We start from the raw sequence: 19,951 nt of genomic DNA on the forward strand, positions 1-19,951 counted from the left end.
GTATATGAGAAAACTCCCTGTCACTGACAAGGGAGTTCGTTTTATGTATACTCAATGAAAATCAAAATCAGGCTAGGCGACGAAGATGCAGATAGAACTGAAGTTCATCAAATCGAGTCAACAACGTCTGCTTTTGATTTTCGAAGAGTATTAGATTGACTAAACTGACTTTGATACAGATTATAATAGAAACCTTTATCCGCCAAAAGACTTTCATGGTTACCTTGTTCGATAATCTGTCCATCTTTCAAGACCAAAATCTTATCAGCTTCCTGAATGGTAGATAAGCGATGAGCGATGACGAAACTTGTCCGCCCTTTCATCAACCGTTTCATGGCCTTTTGAATCAAAAGTTCCAAACGGGTATCAACTGAAGAAGTCGCTTCATCAAGAATCAGAATTGCAGGATCCGCTAACAAGGCACGCGCAATAGTCAAGAGCTGTTTCTGACCTTGGGAAATATTGCTGGATTCCTGGTTCATTTCCATATTATAACCACCAGGCAGGGTACGGATAAAGTGATCAACGTTGGCAGCTTTAGCAGCTTCTACAATTTCCTCATCCGTTGCATCCAGACGCCCAAATCGTAGGTTTTCCTTGATAGTCCCTTCATAGAGCCAAGCATCCTGCAAGACCATACCAAATTGACTACGGTAGGATTGACGAGAAATGTTTCGAATATCCTGACCATCTACTTTGATAGCACCTGATGTCACATCATAGAAACGCATGAGCAGGTTGATGAGGGTTGTCTTACCAGCCCCCGTTGGTCCTACGATTGCCACCATTTCACCTGGCTTAACATCAAGATTAAAGTTACGGATAAGCGGCTTGTCTTCTGAATAGCCAAATTCGACCTGTTCAAAGCTGACTTGTCCGGTCAGACTAGCTGTCAACTCTAGCGCATTGGCGTCTTCTTCATCAAGCTCATCTAAGACTGAAAAGATACGTTCAAGGGAAGATTTAGCAGACTGCAACTGGGGTGCCAACTGGGTCAAGGTTTGCACAGGCTGAGAAATCTGCCAGACGTATTGGACGAAGGCCTGCATATTACCAACCGTCAATGCACCTGCAAGAACTTTCAGACCAGCAAGTAAGGCCACGACTACATAGGCAATGTTCGATAAGCCGTGTACCAGGGGCATGAGCAAGCCTGACATAAAACTAGCCTTGAAACCAACTTCCTGCAAACCTGCGGTAATCTGGCGAAATTCTTCAGTAGAAATTTCTTCACGACCGTAGAGTTTGAGAACGTTAAAACCTGTCAAATTTTCTTGGACAAAGCCGTTCAATCGACCTAGGGCATCAGCCTGTTGCTTGAAATAAGGCTGGGATTTGCCCATGACAAACTTGGAACCAAAATAGGTCACTGGAACCAAGGTTACGACTACGAGTGCTAGGGATACATCCAACCAGAAACACATGAAAATGGCTAGAGAGAGAGTCAGAACGGCATTGACTAGCTGGAGAAAACTTTGTTGCAGAGCATTCGACACAGTCTCCACATCACTTGTAAAACGACCTAGCAAATCACCATACTGGTGCTTGTCAAAATAAGAAACAGGAATCTTGTTAATCTTGTGACTCAAATCCTGCCGCAGTTCCTTGGTTGCTCCCTGTACCGCCTTAGTCATGAAATAGGTAGAACCATAGGCGCCGATTTCATACATAAGGGCACGAAGTGCATAGAGCGCAAGCATGATGGCAATGTAGGAATAGTTAATCTGCGCTCCGTCTACTCCATTTGCCATGTCCAACACATTCTTGGTCAATTCTGTGATGATAAGTCCCAGTACAAAGGGCTCCAAGGCATTCATAACTGCACTGATGGTCTTTAGAAAAACAGCTAAAAATACAGAAGATTTGTAACGACGCAAATAGTCCCAAACACGGGTAAATACTGTTCTATTCTTCATAATTCCTCCTATTCTTCTGTTAACGATTGACGGTTAAGTTGAGAGTTGGCAATTTCACGGTAAATCTCATTGCTTTCCATCAATTCATTATGGGTGCCGCGGCCAACGATTTCACCTTCGTTCAGCACGATAATCTGGTCAGCATCCATAATGGTTCCGACACGTTGGGCAACTATCAAGACAGTCGCATTTTCCGTTACTTCCTTCAAACGAGCTCTCAAAATGGCATCCGTCTTATAATCCAAGGCTGAGAAAGAATCATCAAAGATATAAATATCAGGCTGTTTGACAATGGCACGCGCAATGGACAAACGTTGTTTTTGCCCACCTGACAGGTTGCTTCCGCCCTCAGCTAGATGGGTGTCGAATTTTTCTTCCTTACTCTCGATAAACTCCTTAGCCTGAGCCACATCCGTCGCATCATGAAGTTCAGCAAGGCTAGCATCCATCTTACCGTACTTGAGGTTTTCTGCGATAGTTCCGGTAAATAGCAGAGCTTTCTGCGGTATAAAGCCAATCTTGCTGCGAAGTGCCTTTAGATTGTAGCGTCTGACGTCCACACCGTCCACCAAGATACGACCAAGTGTCACATCATAGAAACGCGGAATCAAATGTACCAAAGAAGACTTACCAGAACCAGTTGAACCAATAAAGGCAATGGTTTCACCAGGCTTAGCTTTGAAGGAAATATTGTGCAGCACAGGCGATTCCGTTTCACCAGGGTAGGCAAAGGTCACATTTTCAAATTCCAAATAACCACGAGTATCTGTTTCAGTAATACCTTCTTCATTCTTAGAAATGGAAATGGGCATGTCCAAGACTTCCTGAATCCGTTGGCTCGATACCGACATACGTGGATACATGTTAAACAAGTTAGCAAAGAGCAAGAATGAGAAAAGCGCGTGGAAACTATATTCGATAAAGGCTACCAAATCACCGATTTGCAGACTACCTGTTTGCAAAGGAGCCAGTGCGAACCAGACAATGGCCACAATCATAGCAATGATAATCTGGACAAAGAGAGGCTCTGTCAATCCAGTCAGATTAAAGAGCTTTTTGGAAATATCGGTATATTCCTCATTGACCGACTCAAAGCGCTCCTCTTGAAACTCCTCACGAGTAAAGGCACGAATGACCCGCAAACCCATGAGATTTTCACGAACATACTGGTTGATAGTATCCAATCGTTTCTGTTGTTTTTCAGAGAGAGGACGAGTTTTGGTTGCCACATAGAAAATAACAAAAACCAGAAAAGGCATGGCTACTGCTACTGTCCAGGCTAAGCTCGGACTGGTTACCAAGGTCATGATGACAGAAGCAATCATCATCAAGGGTGTAATAATACCTAGTTTCAACACCATTTCAGAGAATTGCATAAGAACAAAAGCATCATTTGTCATACGAGCAACTAGAGAAGAAACACCAATCTGCTCATATTCATGATGAGAATAGTCCTGAATTTTCTCATACAGATCATTTCGAATATCTTTTACAATGTTGGTTGTCAACTGACCAGCCGCATAGGCAAGCGTTATTCGTCCAACAATTCCAAGCAAGACGATCAAGCCCATCATTCCCGCCCAATAATAGAGCTGACCAACATCATTTTTTGTAATTCCTTGGTCAATCATTCTCGCCAAAAATGTCGGCAACCCTAAGTTTACCACTACAAATAAGAAGGCCCCCAACAAGTCCAAGGCAATCCACTTAGGATATTTTTTTAAGTAGGTCCAAATCAGATTCATCTTATCTCCCTTTCTATATGTTAAAAAGGGGCATAACCCCTTCTTTAAAGTTAAAAGCCACCAAATGGTGACTTTCTATTCTTTCTCGTCGATCACTAAACGAACTTTTTTATCACTTGTTGGAACAGAGTAAACAATCGTTCTGATTGCAGAAATTGTGCGTCCTTTTTTCCCAATGATACGGCCAATATCAGATTTATCCAAATCCAAATGATATTCTAAAAATTCCGGTGTATCAACAATTTTAATTGTCAAGCTATCAGGCTGTGAAATCAAAGGTTTCACAATCGCAATAATGAGATTTTCAATCATGTCCATAAGTGTTCTCGCTTACTGTTCTTATTTAGAGAATTTTTGCTCGTGGAATTTCTTCATCACGCCAGCGTTTGAAAGAAGGCTACGAACTGTATCAGAAGGTTGTGCACCTTTTGCCAACCACTCAAGTACACGCTCTTCTTTAAGTGTTACTGAGTTTTCAGCCAAAAGTGGGTTGTAAGTACCAACTGTTTCGATGAAACGACCATCGCGTGGAGCGCGTGAGTCTGCAACGTTAATACGGTAGAAAGGTTTCTTTTTAGAACCCATACGAGTCAAACGGATTTTAACTGCCATTTTTAAATGTTCTCTTTTCTTTATATTTTTATTCGGTGAAATAGCAGAGCTATTTAGCACATGTTCTATTATAACACACTTTGACCAACTGTCAAGAAAAAAACTTGACAGATTTTTAAAAATTTTACCAAAAATTTTATTGCTCGAGCATATCTGCTAGTTCTCTCAGTTGACTTGCTAGATTTGTACGGTCAAACAGTAAATTATAGACTCCATCTTCACTCAATACTCCGCAAGGAATACCATTGAACTCCCCCTTATTAGATAAATCAAGATCTTCTATATAGATCTGGCTCTGGTAATAATCTAATAACTGTAAATAAGCCGATTGTTCCTGATTGAGTTGGGTCACACTATCGGAAAGGGACTTGTTCAGCTCTAGATGCCTATTAAATATTTTTTCCATTTCCTCTGCACGTTTTCTTGCTTCCATAGTATTTTTCATTAGTGTGTACTACCACCACCCTTTTTTATATCCTCTTTATCTCTATATTCAACGATTGCTCCTATGGCTACTTCAACTCCTCTTACAATATCGTTCAAAGACATGGAAGCCAGTCCTGGCTTGTCCACGACCTGCTCTGGTAGATAAGGAATATGGAGAAAACCTGCCTTGGTTTTTGGAAAATCTTTCTCTGCCAAGTAAAGTGCCTGATACATGAGATGGTTGCAGACAAAGGTGCCTGCAGTGTTGGAAACAGAAGCTGGAATGCCCGCAGAACGAATGGCTTCTACCATGGCCTTGATAGGCAGGGTGGAGAAATATGCCGGTGGTCCATCTGGACGAATGGTTCGGTCAATCGGTTGCTGGCCTTCATTGTCAGGAATCCGGGCATCATCTAGGTTAATGGCCACGCGCTCAGGTGTCAGATCTGCCCGTCCCCCTGCTTGACCAATGCAAAGCACTGCATCAGGTTTATGTTCTGCCATTTTTTCTTCCAAAACACGAGCTGCCTTGTCAAAAACCGTCGGAACTTCGACAATAATCATCTCAGCAGCCGCAATGGTCTTGGGCAGAGATTTAATTGTTTCCAAGGCTGGGTTGATAGCCTCGCCACCAAAAGGATCAAAACCTGTTACGATGATTTTCATATTAACTCCTCCAAAATGATTTCTCCATAGTGAAATTTTTGATTGGGACGGACATGGCGAATAAAGCCAAATTCTTCAAAAACGTTATCTCTGAAATGAGCTTTAATAATGATTTTCTTCCTTGCCACGCGCCTGCATTCGCTCAAAAATTCTTCAGATAGGGCTGTGTAATTGGCAAAGGGTTTCAGTCCGTCAAGATTGTCCGATTCCGTTATATCATGTGAAAACATGGGGTCAAGGTATATGACATCAACTGATTGATCCGCCTGTTCCTTCAAATATATCAAACTATCCTTCCAAACGGTCTGGATAGATTTCATAGCTTGATTGACCTCTGATTTCCCACTATCAAACTCTTTTAAGCCCTTGCTCACAATAAAATGAATGAGCTGAGAACTCTCCAAGGCTGTCACCTGATGACCTGCACTAGCTAGCACAATACTATCCGAAGCTAGGCCCATAGTGCAGTCTAGAATTGTTTGCCTGTCCTTCCCCACTAACTCCAAAAGTGGATCTCTTCCAGACTTGATACGCAACATAGCGGTATCGGGGTGGAAAAAGAGTTTTTGCCCAGTTTTTTCTTCCAAGACCAGCTGGCTTTGATAAACAACCAGTACCGCGTCAGCTTCTGTTTTTGCTAGGATGGACTGGATAGACCTCTTTCGACGGTCTTGATAGTCTAGATTAAGCTGCTCTGCTATTTCTTGAGCCTGTAAAACCAAGGTTTGATTCATCCGAAGACTTGTTGTAACGACTATTTTCATATAGTTAGTATATCAAAAAATCAGGACGAACTCAAAGCTCATCCTGATAGTAACTTCTATATCGCCTGTGTCATGAAGCTGCGGCTTTCCAGTACCTTGACCATGGCTTCTGCTGTATCAAGGGCTGTAAATAGTGGAATTCCTCCTTCAATAGCAGAGCTTCGAATCACTTGCCCGTCGCCGTCAGCCACACGTTTTTTACCAACCGTATTGATAATCGCCTGTACCTTTCCAGCTCGAACCAGACTAGGAATGTCTTGACAGGACTCATCGCCCAATTTTCCAACAGTTGTTACGGAAAGACCATTTTCTGTTAGATAGACAGCTGTTCCAGCCGTAGCCAGCAAGCCATACCCCAATTCATGGAATCGTTGAGCAAGACCAAGTGCTTCTTCCTTGTCTTCATCCGCAATGGTAAAGACAACGTTGCCAAACTCAGCGAGGTGCTGATAACTTGCCTCGAAAGCCTTGTAAAGTGCCTTTTCCAGTGTCAAGTCCGAACCCATAATCTCACCTGTAGACTTCATCTCTGGACCTAACAAACTGTCAACTTTTGCCAATTTTGTGAATGAGAAAACTGGTGCTTTAACGTGCACTTGCTTGCTTTCAGGATATAGACCGTCTTGGTAGCCAAGTTCCGCAAGACTTTGCCCCAAAATCAATTTAGTTGCAACCTGAGCCATTGGAATGTCTGTGACTTTGGACAAGAATGGCACCGTACGACTAGCACGAGGATTGACCTCAATCACATAAACCGTCTCATCCTTGATAACAAACTGGATATTCATCATACCGATACAGTTAAGACCGATTGCCAAGCGTTTGGTATAGTCTGCAATGGTCGCCTGCACCTCTTTAGACAAGGTTTGTGGCGGATATACTGCCATCGAGTCACCTGAGTGAACCCCAGCTCGCTCGATATGCTCCATGATTCCCGGAATCAAGACATCCTTACCATCTGAAATAGCATCCACTTCACACTCACGACCGACGATGTAAGAATCCACCAAAACTGGGTGCTCTGGCGAAGCCTTGACCGCCGTTCTCATATAAGAACGTAAGTCCTCTTCATTTTCGACAATCTCCATAGCACGACCGCCCAAGACATATGAGGGACGAACAAGTACCGGGAAACCAATTTTGCGGGCCGCCTCTAGTGCTTCCTCTTCATTGGTTGCGGTTTGGCCTGGTGGCTGTGGAATCCCAAGGTCTTTCAGGGCTTTTTCAAATAAATCCCTGTCTTCAGCTCTATCCAAATCCGCTACTTGCGTACCCAAGATTGGAATACCTGCTTTGGCCAATGGCTCTGCCAAATTGATAGCCGTCTGGCCACCGAACTGAACGATAACCCCTTTGGGTTTCTCAAGGTCAATCACATTCAAAACATCTTCCAAGGTTAATGGCTCGAAGTAAAGCTTGTCCGAAACCGAAAAGTCTGTTGACACTGTTTCAGGGTTTGAGTTCATAATGATAGCTTCGTAGCCAGCCGCCTGAATGGCCTTGACCGAATGCACCGTCGCATAGTCAAACTCCACACCCTGACCGATACGGATTGGGCCGGAACCCAGCACTAAAACAGATTCTTTTTCCGAGCGGAGGGACTCATTTTCCCACTCATAAGTTGAATAGAAATAAGGTGTAGCACTTTCAAATTCGGCCGCACAAGTGTCCACCATCTTATAAACAGGGACAATTTTGTGCTCTGTCCGCAATTGGCGAATGTAGGATTCTGTTCTGCCCCAGAGTTCTGCAATCTTGCGGTCTGCAAAACCGTATTTCTTAGCTTTTTTCAATAAGTCGATATTATCGTGATTGATTGCCAATTCCTGCTCAATTTCTAAGATATGAAGCAGCTTATCAAGGAAGAAAAGATCAATCTTAGTCAACTGAGCTAGTTCTTTCACTGTATAGCCACGTCGAAGAGCTTCAGAAAGATAGAAGAGGCGATCATCCTGTGCCTTGACAATCTTTTCAATCAATTGGTCATCTGTTGCTTGGCTGAGTTCAGGCATCTCATTGTGATAGACTCCAATTTCCAAAGAACGGCAGGCCTTGAGCAGACTTTCTTCGATATTGCGACCAATGGCCATGACCTCACCAGTTGCCTTCATCTGCGTTCCAAGGCGGCGCTCCCCTTTTTCAAACTTATCAAATGGGAAACGTGGAATTTTTGCCACAACGTAGTCAAGTGCAGGTTCAAACATGGCATAGGTTGTTCCTGTAACAGGGTTCACCATTTCATCCAAGGTCAAGCCAACCGCAATTTTTGCTGCCAATTTGGCAATAGGATAGCCTGTCGCTTTGGATGCCAAGGCAGAGGAACGGGACACACGTGGGTTTACTTCAATGACATAATATTTGAAACTATGGGGGTCCAGTGCCAACTGCACATTACACCCACCTTCGATTTTGAGGGCACGGATGATGCTGAGACTGGCATCACGCAACATCTGGTTTTCAATATCCGAAAGCGTCTGCGTTGGGGCAAATACGATAGAATCTCCTGTATGAATTCCTACAGGATCAAAGTTTTCCATGTTACATACGACCAAGGCATTGTCAGCCGCATCCCGCATCACTTCGTATTCAATTTCCTTGAAACCGGCAATGGAACGCTCAATCAAACACTGGGTCACCGGTGACAATTTCAGACCATTTTCCGCAATCTCACGCAATTCTTCTTCATTGGCACACATACCACCGCCAGTACCACCTAGCGTGAAGGCTGGTCGAACAATGACTGGATAGCCAATTTCAGCAGCAAATCCCAAAGCCTCATCAACTGTTGTCACAATCGTTGACTCAGGAATAGGCTGATTGAGGTCTTCCATGAGTTGTTTGAAGAGGTCGCGGTCCTCTGCCTGATCAATTGCAGATAGTTTGGTGCCCAACAGCTCAACCCCAAGCTCTTCTAAAATACCAGCCTTAGATAATTCCATTGCCATGTTGAGACCAGTCTGACCCCCCAGGGTCGGCAAGAGAGCATCTGGACGCTCCTTCCGTAAAATCCGTGTGACAAATTCAAGCGTAATCGGCTCAATATAGACCTTGTCTGCAATCTCTTTATCTGTCATGATAGTTGCAGGGTTTGAATTGACCAAGACAACACTATAGCCTTCTTCCTTCAAAGCCAAACAAGCCTGAGTCCCAGCATAATCAAACTCCGCAGCCTGACCGATAATAATCGGACCAGACCCAATCACCATAATTTTCTTAATATCCGTACGTTTTGGCATAATTTTAAGATATTAAGGGCGTTAAGCGGACACAGTCAAAATAGGAGTTTGACCAAGAACGCTTGCGTTCGAGGAAAAACTATCTTTTTGACCCAGTCCGTAGCCCGGATTCAATTACAAAATCCGAGCACCAGAACAGCCCCTTCTCCTTTCTATTTTCTATCTCTCCGGATAGAATTAAATAATAGTCCGACGCAGTAAGGTTTAGCTCGATATTAGATAAACCTTACTGCTAGTGTCAGAGTTAGCAAAGGTCCCATAGGACTTTGCGTAGGAGGACACATGCATTAGCATGAAGTCCGACTTGCTCTGACCGACGGGAGAAAATGGATTCGACATTAATCCATTTTCGAGCTAGTGCAAGGGATAGCCTTAAAGTATATCACCATTTCTAAGAGCAGGTGTCAACATCTCAGCGCAGTGGTTGATTGGCTTAAATAGTCCGGGGGACTGTTTAAGGTTGGAGATAGGATTTGCAAAGCAAATCTCAGCAGTTCGTATTCTATACTCCAAATTTAACTTCACTGATGCGAACTTTGTTCGCTCTATTCCCAACTTCCAACTGTCTCCCAGACAGTTGGAACTATGCGGGGGTGGGAGTGAAACAGTCTGGGAATAGACTGTTTCAGCTCAACAACTAAAAATAAAGACTTGTTGATGAACTCTTTTTTACTTTTCGAGTTCTTTCCCACTCCCAGGCGTAGGGAAATAAGTTGCCAGCAACCATTGACCCGTCCCTTGCCTTTCTATTCGTCGCCTCTCTGAGCGACATTAAATAAGATAAGTCCGACGTTTAGAATCTCAATTCGATAATAATTGAAATTCTAAACTAGTGTCAGAGTTAGCAAAGGTCCCGTTGGACTTTGCATAGGAGGACACATGCGTTAGCATGAAGTCCGACTTTCTCTGACCGACGCAGTAAGGTTTAGCTCGATAGTGGTTAAACCTTACTGCCCTTTTTTAAACGAATCCATCAATTCCATAAATTCGTCAAACAAATAGCTGGCATCATGTGGACCAGGTGCAGCATCTGGGTGGAATTGAACAGAGAAACCTGGATAGTACTTGTGGCGTACCCCTTCTACTGATTTGTCATTGATTTCTTCATGAGTAATCATTAAACATTCAGGTAAATCTTCACGAGCCACTGCATAACCGTGGTTCTGACTGGTAAAGTCCACTCGACCTGTCGCAATTTCACGAACCGCATGGTTAAAACCACGGTGACCAAACTTCATTTTATAAGTCGTTGCCCCATTTGCTTTAGCAAAGAGTTGGTGCCCCATACAGATACCAAAAATTGGAATTTTCCCAAGAATCCCACGAATCATTTCTAGTGCTTCTGGAACATCATCTGGGTTACCAGGACCATTTGAAAGCATGACACCGTCTGGATTGAGGGCCAAAATTTCTTCAGCAGTCGTATCATAAGGGACAACTGTCACATTGCAATCACGCTTGGCTAACTCTCTAAGAATAGAATGCTTCAAGCCAAAATCAACCAGCACAACACTACGTCCAACTCCAGGTGCAGGATAGGCTGTTTTTGTCGATACTTGCTGGATGTTGTTGGTTGGCAAAACAGTCGCTCTCAACTGATCCGTCAAATGCTCAACGGAATCACCAACATTTGCCAATGTCGCCTTCATGGTCCCGTGCTGACGAATAATTTTTGTCAAGGCGCGTGTGTCAATTCCAGAAATTGCTGGAATTTTCTTAGCCTTTAAAAATTCATCCAAAGTCATCTGGTTACGCCAGTTACTTGCTCGACGAGCCCACTCGCTAACAACCACTCCCTTACAAGTCGGTTTGATCGACTCGTAATCATCACGGTTAATCCCGTAATTACCTACCAAGGGATAGGTAAAGGTTAAAATCTGACCATTATAAGACTGGTCCGTGATAGATTCCTGATAACCTGTCATCCCAGTTGAGAAAACCAACTCACCAGTCACATCAATATCAGCACCGAAGGCCTCCCCTTCAAAAATAGTGCCATCTTCCAAAATTAAACGTCTTTTTGACATAATAATAATAAGATATTAAGGGCGTTAAGCGGACACAGTCAAAATAGGAGTTTGACCAAGAACGCTTGCGTTCGAGGAAAAACTATCTTTTTGACCCAGTCCGTAGCCCGAATTCAGTTACAAATCCGAGCAACAGAACCCCCCTTCTCCTTTCTATTCGTCGCCTCTCTGAGCGACATTAAATAAGATAAGTCTAACAAATTTCTAACTGCTCAGTTCTAAGATACCTGAACAGCTTACTTTTAAGCCTTGCCATTGACAATTGCTTCCAAAATCGCCATCCGGACAAATACACCATTCTGCATTTGGCGGACAATGCGTGATTTGGGTGCTTCAACTAGAGAATCATCAATCTCAACATCGCGATTGACAGGGGCCGGATGCATAACAATTGCAGTATCTTTCAAGCGTTTGTAGCGCTCCTCTGTTAAACCATGCAAACGGTTATAAGTTTCTTTAGAAAAGCCACCATCACCATCATGACGCTCGTGTTGCACACGGAGCAACATCAGTACATCTACCGTTTCCACAATATCATCAATATTCAAATGCTGACCATAGACATCAAATTCCTCTGCGTACCATTCCTCCGGTCCAGCAAAGAAAATCTCAGCTCCCAGACGCTTCAAAATTTGCATATTGGACTTAGCAACCCGTGAATGTGTAATATCACCTGCAATGGCAATTTTCAAGCCTTCAAAAGTTCCAAATTCTTCATAAATAGTCATCAAATCAAGTAGGGATTGGCTTGGGTGTTGACCTGAACCATCACCACCATTGACAATTGAAGTCTGAATGGTAGGACTATCAATCAACTGCTTGTAGTAATCTACTTCAGAGTGGCGAATGACGCAGATGTCTACCCCAAGTGCCGACATGGTCAAAATGGTATCATACAAGGTTTCACCCTTATTGACTGAGCTGGTACGCGCATCAAAGTCAATCATGCCCATATCCAAACGAAGCTCTGCCATTTCAAAAGACTTATGCGTCCGAGTTGAATCCTCAAAGAAAAGGTTGGAAGCGTAATATTTCCTATCTAACTGAACTTTTTCACCGTTTTTGAAAGCAATTCCTCTCTGAATAAGCCCGAGTACTTCTTCGTTTGAAAGAGTTTCCATTGTAACCAAGTGTTTGAGTGATACTTTACCATTTGTAATTGTCATGACGATACCTACCTTTATGATCTAGATGTAGAATGAGAATTTGTAAACGAAGCGACTATGCACCTTCAACCAGAAGGACAGAATCCTGACCATCGATTTCAGCCATGTGAACGATGATTTCTTCCGAACGACTAGTCGGAATGTTCTTCCCAACATAGTCCGCTCGAATAGGTAGTTCTCTGTGACCACGGTCAACTAAAACAGCTAGACTAACGCGAGCAGGTCGCCCCAAGGACACTATGTTGTCAATAGCAGCACGAATAGTTCGTCCTGTATAGAGCACATCATCTACCAAAATAACATCACGGTCATTCACATCAGCAGTCATGCTTGTCGTATCTTCTTCGACTTTTACATCATCACGGAAAGGTTTGGTATCCAATTCACCCAGTGGAACATCAATACCCTCTAATTGCTTCAGCCTTTCCTGAATACGTTTAGCAATGAACACCCCACGGGTTTTAATACCCGCCAGAACAATATTTTCCAAATTTTTGTTCCGCTCGATAATTTCATAAGTGATACGGGTAATAGCCCGTTTCATGGTCATATCGTCAACGATTTCTTTTGTCTTCATAAGACCTCCAAAAAATATAGAAAAAAGTCCCCTTTACACAAGGAGACTATGAAAATATAGGCTAGCATTTAAAGACTAACCTGCTTAACACGTTGCTCCTTGTCTGCCTCTCTGGACAGGTTTTAAAGGATTTATTAAGCAGAGTATAGCATAAAATCTCAGCCTTGACAATTTTTTTCTGAAAAAATATAGAAATTATCGGATTTTACTGAGAATTTTTTCCAAAAGACAATGAAGTCTTAAGGTTTATGGATTTTAGTCCCGCCAATAGAAAACCGCAGACTAGATAGGCGACAAAGATGACTCCAGCATAAGTCAAAACATAGGTCCAACCATACTTAGGGACATTGAGAAAGAAATAAGCAAAAGGACTGTCCTTAGCATCTGGGATTGGAATTTTTATGAAAAGACCATTCACTAGACCAAAAATCATGTAGAGAACAGGCAAAAGCGTCCACCAAATCGGGTCAAACCACTTGTACTGTTGCTGACGATCGACTATTAGGGTATCTAACAAAAAATATAAGGGAACAATATAATGGCAGAGTAGATTTTCAAGTCGCCAGAAATCGTCTGCCAAAGGTGCCAACATAAAGTGATAGACTACACAGGTAATCATGATAGACATGGTTACAGCAGCCTTTATCCGAAGAAAACGTGACGTCTGTAAATCCACACTTTTACTCATGGCATAGACCATATAGACAGCAAACAGAGATACCAATAAATTAGATTGTACCGTATAATACATGAGCATCCCGATACCGTATTTAATGATTTCTAGAGCAGTTCCCGCAATCGCTAAAGCAGCCAGTAAACATCTGCTATAAAATAAAAAACTTTGATTCTTCATACTATCCTTTCAAAAACAGGAAAAGACTGGTTAACCAGTCCTCTCTCTTAGATTTTCTTAACAAATTCAGATTTCAACTTCATGGCACCAAAACCATCGATTTTACAATCAATATTGTGATCGCCTTCAACAATACGGATGCCTTTAACACGTGTACCTTGTTTAAGGTCCTTAGGCGCACCTTTCACTTTCAAATCTTTGATAAGCGTCACAGTATCGCCGTCCGCCAAACGATTACCGTTGGCATCAATTGCAACAGGTCCACTTTCTTCCTCAGCTACATCTGCTGGGTTCCACTCGTAAGCACACTCAGGGCAAACCAAGAGGGCACCGTCTTCATAGACATATTCAGAATTACATTTTGGACAATTTGGTAAAGTTTCCATTCTTACTCTCCTTAACATTTTTCATGTTCTAGTATAGCATTTGTTGAAAAAATGGGCAAGATGATAAGGTTTTCATACTATTATTCAGCCTTGCGCAGTTTTTCAAGTGCCTCCTGAAAAATAGCTGGCGCTTCTGCCGTAAATTCAACAACCTCGCCAGTTCTCGGATGGGTAAATCCAAGCGTTCTGGCATGAAGAAATTGGCCATGCCCTTTTAGTGTTTTCCTTGGGCCGTAAGCTTCATCACCCGCAACCGGATGACCAATATAAGCCATGTGGACACGAATTTGGTGAGTTCGTCCTGTTTCCAAGGTCAATTCCACCAAAGTGTAGTCACCAAAACGCTCCAAAACCTGAAAACGTGTCACCGCTTCTTTCCCTTTGGCAGTCACCGCTTGTTTCTTGCGGTCTTTTTCAGAACGACCAATCGGCGCCTCAATTACTCCACGATCGTTTGGTAGATTGCCGTGTACAATGGCCCAATACTTACGAAGGGATTTCTTATCTTTCAATTCTGCAGCCAACTTAGTATGTGCCTCATCATTTTTAGCAATCATGAGCAAGCCAGAGGTATCCTTGTCAATCCGATGGACAATACCAGGTCGCAGAACGCCGTTGATACCTGACAAATCCTTCACATGATACAAAAGGGCATTGACCAGCGTTCCCGATGTGTGACCAGCTGACGGATGAACCACCATACCTTGAGGTTTATTGACCACCGCAACATCCTCATCCTGATAGACAATTTCTAAAGGAATGTCCTCAGCTACATAGTCGATTTCTTCCACTTCTGGTACCTGATAGGAAATCACATCTCCAACCTGCACACTGTATTTTGCTTTTTTGGGCTGACCATTGACCAAGACCTGACCATTCTTAATCTGTTCATTGGCAACTGAACGGGACAAATCTGTCAAATCTGCCAAGGCCTTATCCAAGCGAAGACCACCAATCTCAACTCTTACTTCCATTACTCTCTTCTTTCATGATACAAATAAATAAAATTCCTACACCAACCGAAAGGCAGATGTCTGCCACATTAAAAACTGGGAAACTGATAAAATCAAGATGAAACATATCCACTACGTAACCTAGTCTAATGCGGTCAATAAAATTCCCCAAGGCACCAGCAATCATCAAGGACAGACTAAACAAGGTCCAGATATTGCCCTGAATTTGTTTGATATAATACCAAATCAAGCCTGTCACAGCTGCAATCGTAACAATTGTGAAGAACCATTGTTGATTTTGTAAAATAGACCAGGCTGCCCCATAATTTCTCAAATAAGCCAAACTCATGAAACCTGGAAGAAATGGCTCAACTGTGTCTAATGCAATAGTGGCAACAGTCCAAGCTTTAACTAGCTGGTCCAACACAATCAAGACTGCAGCTACTATCGGAAATCCAAACTTTCTCATATTATCCTTTCTTCGCGTCAAAATAACGATGCATCATTTCAATAAAATCTAAAGCACACTGGCTTAATTCTCCGTCTACTCGCTTAACATAGACCATGCGATTATCCATTTGATTTTTTATTGGAATGACTGTAATTCCATTGACACTCTCGCTGTCCAAAAATCCAGAACCAGTCGCGTAGGCATCCGTTCTTTCCAAAATTCCATTCAAAGTTGCACGATCCGTCACATCAAAGGTAACCGAAGAATCCGACGTGTCAATTAAATTTTCAGAATAATAGAGATATGCTTCTTTTTCCTGAGTAAATCGAACAGTCGGTAGACCAACTAAATCACTCAAGTCAACCTCAGTCTTACTGGTCAAGGGATGGTCTTTGCGAAGATAGATGTGGGTTTGAAAATCAATTAAATCTTCTACTTCCAGCTTGAGTTTCTCCAATTTCTGCATAATCCCCTTGGTATTGCGACTATTTAAATAAATAATCCCAAGCTCACTGTAGCCCTGGGCCACTTCATCCAAAATCTGTACGGTAGTGGATTCAAAAATACGAAGATTTTGGTACTGAGGATGAGCAGTAGAAAACTCAGTTATTAAAGGAGGCAGGAAATCATAATGCTGGCTGGAAATGGAAAAGATTTTTTCGCTCTCTTCCGGTTGTAAATAACGATTTTCAAAATGGTCAAAGCCCTTTACCAAGGCCTGCGCCTTCTCATAAAACTCCATACCTTCCTTGGTTAGAACCGTTCCTGAACTGGTCCGATTAAAAATCTGAAAACCAACCTCTTTTTCCAAATCTCGAATAGAAATGGACAAACTTGGCTGTGAAACGTACATTTTTTCCGCTGCCTCACGAAAGGTACCACTGTTGGCAATGGCAACAACGTAGCGTAATTGTTGAATGTTCATACTTGAAACCTCTTAAAACTGCTTTTTCCATTATATCAAAAAAAGGAGGAAATTGCTGAAAAAGTCAGTCATATCACAGTATTTTTGAATTCTCGATTTAAACTTATGGACTAATTTTTACCCTTTAAATAGACAATTTGAGTCTGTTCCTCAAATCCTAATTTCCTATACAACTTCCAAGCACCCTCATTTTCCTCTTCAACGGCAATTTGAAAAGCTTTAGAATTTCTTTTAATCAAATCATTGATGACCAATTTGACCAAGTTCGTACCAATACCTCTTCCTCTGGCATCTTCATCCACTGCTAAACCATAGAGGTAGTTGTAGCTTGTAGAAAGGTCTACAGTGCAGGAGCCAAGGACCTTCTCATTATTTTTGATAATATATAAGATACTATTCTCATCTTGAATCGCTTCTTTAGCATATTGCTCACTAACTTCCAAAGAGGTGTCAAAGGCCTTAGACTGAAAATTAGCAATAGCAGGGATATCATTTTCTACAGCCAATGCAAAGGTTAAGTCAGTCAGGTTTACATCCTCGAATGGATGACTATTTCTGCATAACCAGGTTTCCCTCTCTTCTTCTGCTACTAGATTCATATTTTCTAATAAATTAGGATGATGCTTTAAGAAAACTTGCTCTGTCACAAAAAGCGGACCGAGAAGTTGATGCTCTTTCTGAATCCTTTCAAAGCGTTCTAACAGTCGGCTACCAATTCCTCTTCTTCGGACATCTGGTCTGACAAGTAGGCTCACCTCAGCAAAATCTTCCTTATCATCTGCATAAATCGCTAACAAACCAAGTAAGGTATCTTCCTTATAGGCAAGCAAAAAAGCTGGCATACTTTTATCGAAATTAAGCATATTTGATAAGTAAGGCTGCCGATGACTACCATCTGCAATTTGACATTCTCTATTTAACTGTTGGCAAGCTACCAACTCACTTTCAGACAATAGATTTCTACTAACAATTTTAAAATTTTTCATTTCAGAAATCTCCCTTGTTTTATATTATTCAAAAAATAAAAAGGCCCGATGGACCTTTTTATATGATTATTTTGCGATTGGGTAAACAGATACTTGTTTCTTATCGCGACCTTTACGTTCGAAGCGTACAACGCCTTCTACTTTAGCGTAAAGAGTGTCATCTCCACCACGACCTACGTTAGCTCCTGGATAGATTTTTGTACCACGTTGGCGGTAAAGGATTGAACCACCTGATACAGTTTGGCCGTCAGCAGCTTTCGCACCAAGGCGTTTTGCTTGTGAGTCACGACCGTTTGACGTTGAACCTCCACCTTTTTTGTGGGCCATAAATTGCAAGTTAGCAAGATTCAAGTTTAACATATGTTATTCCTCCGAATTTCTGTAATGATTGCTTCAAGCTACGCCTTAAGCGTTGATAGCGTTGATAACAACTTTTGTGTAAGGTTGACGGTGACCTTGTTTGCGGTGGCTACCTTTTTTAGGTTTGTACTTGAAGGTAACAACTTTTTTCTGTTTACCTTGTTTTTCAACAGTACCAACAACAGTAGCGCCTGCTACAAGTGGAGTACCCACAACAGTTTTTTCACCACCGACAAGAACTACTTCTTCGAAAGTAACTTCTTGACCTGCTTCAACGTTCAATTTTTCAACGTAGATAGCTTGACCGACTTCAACTTTAACTTGTTTGCCGCCAGTTTTAATGATTGCGTATGTGCTCATTATGCACCTCCTATGGATTTTAGGGCCTTGCCCGAATTTGATGTGAAGACTCGCCTAGTACCGTGGGACGAACCACTTACTCTTGCTCCCAAAGAAGCAACGGCATTCGTGCGGTTGCACAGGAAATGTGCATAGTCAACAGTCCTATTATAACAAAAACACCTGCAAATGCAAGTGTTTTGTATCATTTTTCTTACATTTCGAAAACTTCGCTCTCCTGCTTGTTTGGTAAGAAGAGAGAGAGAACGATTCCGACAAGGGCTGGTAATAACCATGCTAATGATTGACCCGCCAATGGCAAAGCTGCAATCGCAGTTGACACCGCAGCCCAACCAAATTGACCCGCTAATACTTCTACCAATGACAAAGCTGTCACTAGCCCCACCGTTAATTGCATACCGTAGGTCGAAAGCGGTACAAATTTATTGACAATGGTAATCAAGACAATACAGATAGTAATTGGATAGAGTACCAAAAGAACAGGAATAGAGAAAGCGATGATTTTGCTCAAACCAAGGTTGGCAATACCAAAACCAATCAAGGTAAAGACAGTCGCATAGACTTTGTAGCTAAAACGTGGGAAACGCTCTGCAAAGAATTCTCCACTAGAAACGATAAGACCAACCGTTGTTGTAAAACAGGTAACGATAACCATCGCAGCCAAGAAAATTTGGGCACTTGGACCAAAAATAGCCTGAGTTGCTTGCGAAAGAATATAAACACCCTTGTTGGTATCGGACGCCAAAACATCAGCAGGCACAGGGAAATGATTGCCTAGGAAGGCCAAACCAATATAAAGTGCCGAGAAGGCCAAAGCAACGACTAACCCAACTGACCAAATGGTTGAAATATATTCCTTCTTGCTTGAGAAGCCAAGTTGCTTCAAGGTATTAACCGCAACCACACTGAAAGCGATGGAAGCCAGTGCATCAAGGGTGTTATAGCCTTCAATAAATCCTGTACCAAATGCCTGTCCAGCTGAATAAGCCTCTGAAGCTGGTAGTGGACTAGTTGACCCGTACTTAGCAATACCCAGCACCACTAAAATCACAATCAAAATGGCAAAAACAGGGGTTAAAATACGTCCGATACTGTTTAAGATTTGAGATGGATTGAGAGCAATCAGATAAGCTGCCACAAAGTAAAGGGCTGTAAAGCCAAATAACCAGAGACCCAGATTCGCATCGCCCAACAAGGGTGCAATACCAATTTCAAAGGACGTTGTTGCTGTACGCGGAATGGCAAAGAAGGGACCAATCGCCAAATACAAGGCAACAAGATAGACCGTTGCAAAGGCAGGTGAAATCTTGCGTGAAATCTCGTGGACATAACCTTTGGGATTTAAAGTACCGACAATCAAGGCAATGACGGCAATGCCGACACCCGATACGACAAATCCTAAAATAGCCGGCCAGAAATTCTCACCAGACAAGACACCAAGTGCAGGCGGAAAAATCAAGTTTCCTGCACCAAAAAACATACCGAACAGAAGTAATCCTGTTAGGGCTCCTTTTTTCATAATAGCTCCTTTATATTTTTCTG

Annotated in this window: 20 protein-coding genes and 1 other annotated feature; all 20 genes read right to left on the reverse strand. The window is 42.3% G+C overall.

Annotated elements, in window-relative coordinates:
* Positions 1 to 107: 107 nt before the first annotated feature.
* On the reverse strand, positions 108 to 1,916 hold the full coding sequence (locus P7J58_RS01825) for an ABC transporter ATP-binding protein (protein ID WP_408555502.1): 1,809 nt from the start codon (positions 1,914 to 1,916) through the stop codon (positions 108 to 110).
* An 8-nt stretch (positions 1,917 to 1,924) separates the two neighbouring features.
* The gene (locus P7J58_RS01830) at positions 1,925 to 3,661 is read right to left on the reverse strand and encodes an ABC transporter ATP-binding protein (protein WP_408555503.1); all 1,737 of its coding nucleotides are present in this window, start codon (positions 3,659 to 3,661) and stop codon (positions 1,925 to 1,927) included.
* Between the two features lie 75 nt (positions 3,662 to 3,736).
* Entirely contained in the window at positions 3,737 to 3,979 is a 243-nt protein-coding gene (locus P7J58_RS01835) for a KH domain-containing protein (protein ID WP_002940680.1), read from the reverse strand.
* A 21-nt stretch (positions 3,980 to 4,000) separates the two neighbouring features.
* Positions 4,001 to 4,273 carry a 30S ribosomal protein S16 gene (rpsP, locus tag P7J58_RS01840; protein WP_029180157.1) on the reverse strand — a complete coding sequence of 91 codons (273 nt, stop codon included), beginning with the start codon at positions 4,271 to 4,273 and terminating at the stop codon, positions 4,001 to 4,003.
* Between the two features lie 136 nt (positions 4,274 to 4,409).
* Complete coding sequence (locus P7J58_RS01845; protein ID WP_408546307.1) at positions 4,410 to 4,718, reverse strand: DUF4298 domain-containing protein; 309 nt, start codon at positions 4,716 to 4,718, stop codon at positions 4,410 to 4,412.
* Positions 4,718 to 5,365: a pyroglutamyl-peptidase I gene (gene pcp, locus P7J58_RS01850; RefSeq protein ID WP_408555504.1), complete on the reverse strand. Its 648-nt coding sequence runs from the start codon at positions 5,363 to 5,365 to the stop codon at positions 4,718 to 4,720. The genes P7J58_RS01845 and pcp overlap by 1 nt, the downstream gene beginning before the upstream one ends.
* The gene (locus tag P7J58_RS01855) at positions 5,362 to 6,129 is read right to left on the reverse strand and encodes a class I SAM-dependent methyltransferase (RefSeq protein WP_408555505.1); all 768 of its coding nucleotides are present in this window, start codon (positions 6,127 to 6,129) and stop codon (positions 5,362 to 5,364) included. The genes pcp and P7J58_RS01855 overlap by 4 nt, the downstream gene beginning before the upstream one ends.
* Before the next feature lie 56 nt (positions 6,130 to 6,185).
* Positions 6,186 to 9,365, reverse strand: coding sequence for a carbamoyl-phosphate synthase large subunit (gene carB / locus P7J58_RS01860; protein WP_408555506.1), 3,180 nt, complete (start codon positions 9,363 to 9,365; stop codon positions 6,186 to 6,188).
* A 947-nt stretch (positions 9,366 to 10,312) separates the two neighbouring features.
* Positions 10,313 to 11,392: a carbamoyl phosphate synthase small subunit gene (locus P7J58_RS01865; RefSeq protein ID WP_024419226.1), complete on the reverse strand. Its 1,080-nt coding sequence runs from the start codon at positions 11,390 to 11,392 to the stop codon at positions 10,313 to 10,315.
* Between the two features lie 242 nt (positions 11,393 to 11,634).
* Entirely contained in the window at positions 11,635 to 12,558 is a 924-nt protein-coding gene (locus P7J58_RS01870) for an aspartate carbamoyltransferase catalytic subunit (RefSeq protein WP_043024737.1), read from the reverse strand.
* Between the two features lie 55 nt (positions 12,559 to 12,613).
* Positions 12,614 to 13,135 carry a bifunctional pyr operon transcriptional regulator/uracil phosphoribosyltransferase PyrR gene (pyrR, locus tag P7J58_RS01875; protein ID WP_024376075.1) on the reverse strand — a complete coding sequence of 174 codons (522 nt, stop codon included), beginning with the start codon at positions 13,133 to 13,135 and terminating at the stop codon, positions 12,614 to 12,616.
* Between the two features lie 205 nt (positions 13,136 to 13,340).
* Positions 13,341 to 13,988 carry a Pr6Pr family membrane protein gene (locus tag P7J58_RS01880; protein WP_408555507.1) on the reverse strand — a complete coding sequence of 216 codons (648 nt, stop codon included), beginning with the start codon at positions 13,986 to 13,988 and terminating at the stop codon, positions 13,341 to 13,343.
* 47 nt (positions 13,989 to 14,035) lie between these two features.
* Positions 14,036 to 14,374, reverse strand: coding sequence for a zinc ribbon domain-containing protein YjdM (locus P7J58_RS01885; protein WP_012775074.1), 339 nt, complete (start codon positions 14,372 to 14,374; stop codon positions 14,036 to 14,038).
* A gap of 80 nt (positions 14,375 to 14,454) precedes the next feature.
* Positions 14,455 to 15,348 carry an RluA family pseudouridine synthase gene (locus P7J58_RS01890; RefSeq protein ID WP_408555508.1) on the reverse strand — a complete coding sequence of 298 codons (894 nt, stop codon included), beginning with the start codon at positions 15,346 to 15,348 and terminating at the stop codon, positions 14,455 to 14,457.
* A complete protein-coding gene (gene lspA, locus P7J58_RS01895; protein ID WP_408555509.1) occupies positions 15,332 to 15,796 on the reverse strand; it encodes a signal peptidase II in 465 nt (154 codons plus the stop codon). Before lspA ends, P7J58_RS01890 begins: the two co-directional genes overlap by 17 nt.
* Position 15,797: 1 nt before the next feature.
* A complete protein-coding gene (locus tag P7J58_RS01900; RefSeq protein ID WP_408555510.1) occupies positions 15,798 to 16,703 on the reverse strand; it encodes a LysR family transcriptional regulator in 906 nt (301 codons plus the stop codon).
* A gap of 110 nt (positions 16,704 to 16,813) precedes the next feature.
* Positions 16,814 to 17,689 carry a GNAT family N-acetyltransferase gene (locus P7J58_RS01905; protein ID WP_408555511.1) on the reverse strand — a complete coding sequence of 292 codons (876 nt, stop codon included), beginning with the start codon at positions 17,687 to 17,689 and terminating at the stop codon, positions 16,814 to 16,816.
* 66 nt (positions 17,690 to 17,755) lie between these two features.
* Positions 17,756 to 18,049: a 50S ribosomal protein L27 gene (gene rpmA, locus P7J58_RS01910; protein ID WP_009909754.1), complete on the reverse strand. Its 294-nt coding sequence runs from the start codon at positions 18,047 to 18,049 to the stop codon at positions 17,756 to 17,758.
* 45 nt (positions 18,050 to 18,094) lie between these two features.
* Positions 18,095 to 18,409 (reverse strand): 50S ribosomal protein L21, encoded by a 315-nt coding sequence (gene rplU, locus P7J58_RS01915; RefSeq protein ID WP_002941330.1) that lies wholly within the window; start codon positions 18,407 to 18,409, stop codon positions 18,095 to 18,097.
* A 36-nt stretch (positions 18,410 to 18,445) separates the two neighbouring features.
* Positions 18,446 to 18,535, reverse strand: a sequence feature (ribosomal protein L21 leader region).
* A 67-nt stretch (positions 18,536 to 18,602) separates the two neighbouring features.
* Positions 18,603 to 19,931, reverse strand: coding sequence for a branched-chain amino acid transport system II carrier protein (gene brnQ, locus P7J58_RS01920; protein ID WP_408555538.1), 1,329 nt, complete (start codon positions 19,929 to 19,931; stop codon positions 18,603 to 18,605).
* Positions 19,932 to 19,951: the final 20 nt, after the last annotated feature.

It is taken from the genome of Streptococcus suis, assembly GCF_046032535.1.
Lineage (GTDB): Bacteria > Bacillota > Bacilli > Lactobacillales > Streptococcaceae > Streptococcus > Streptococcus suis_AK.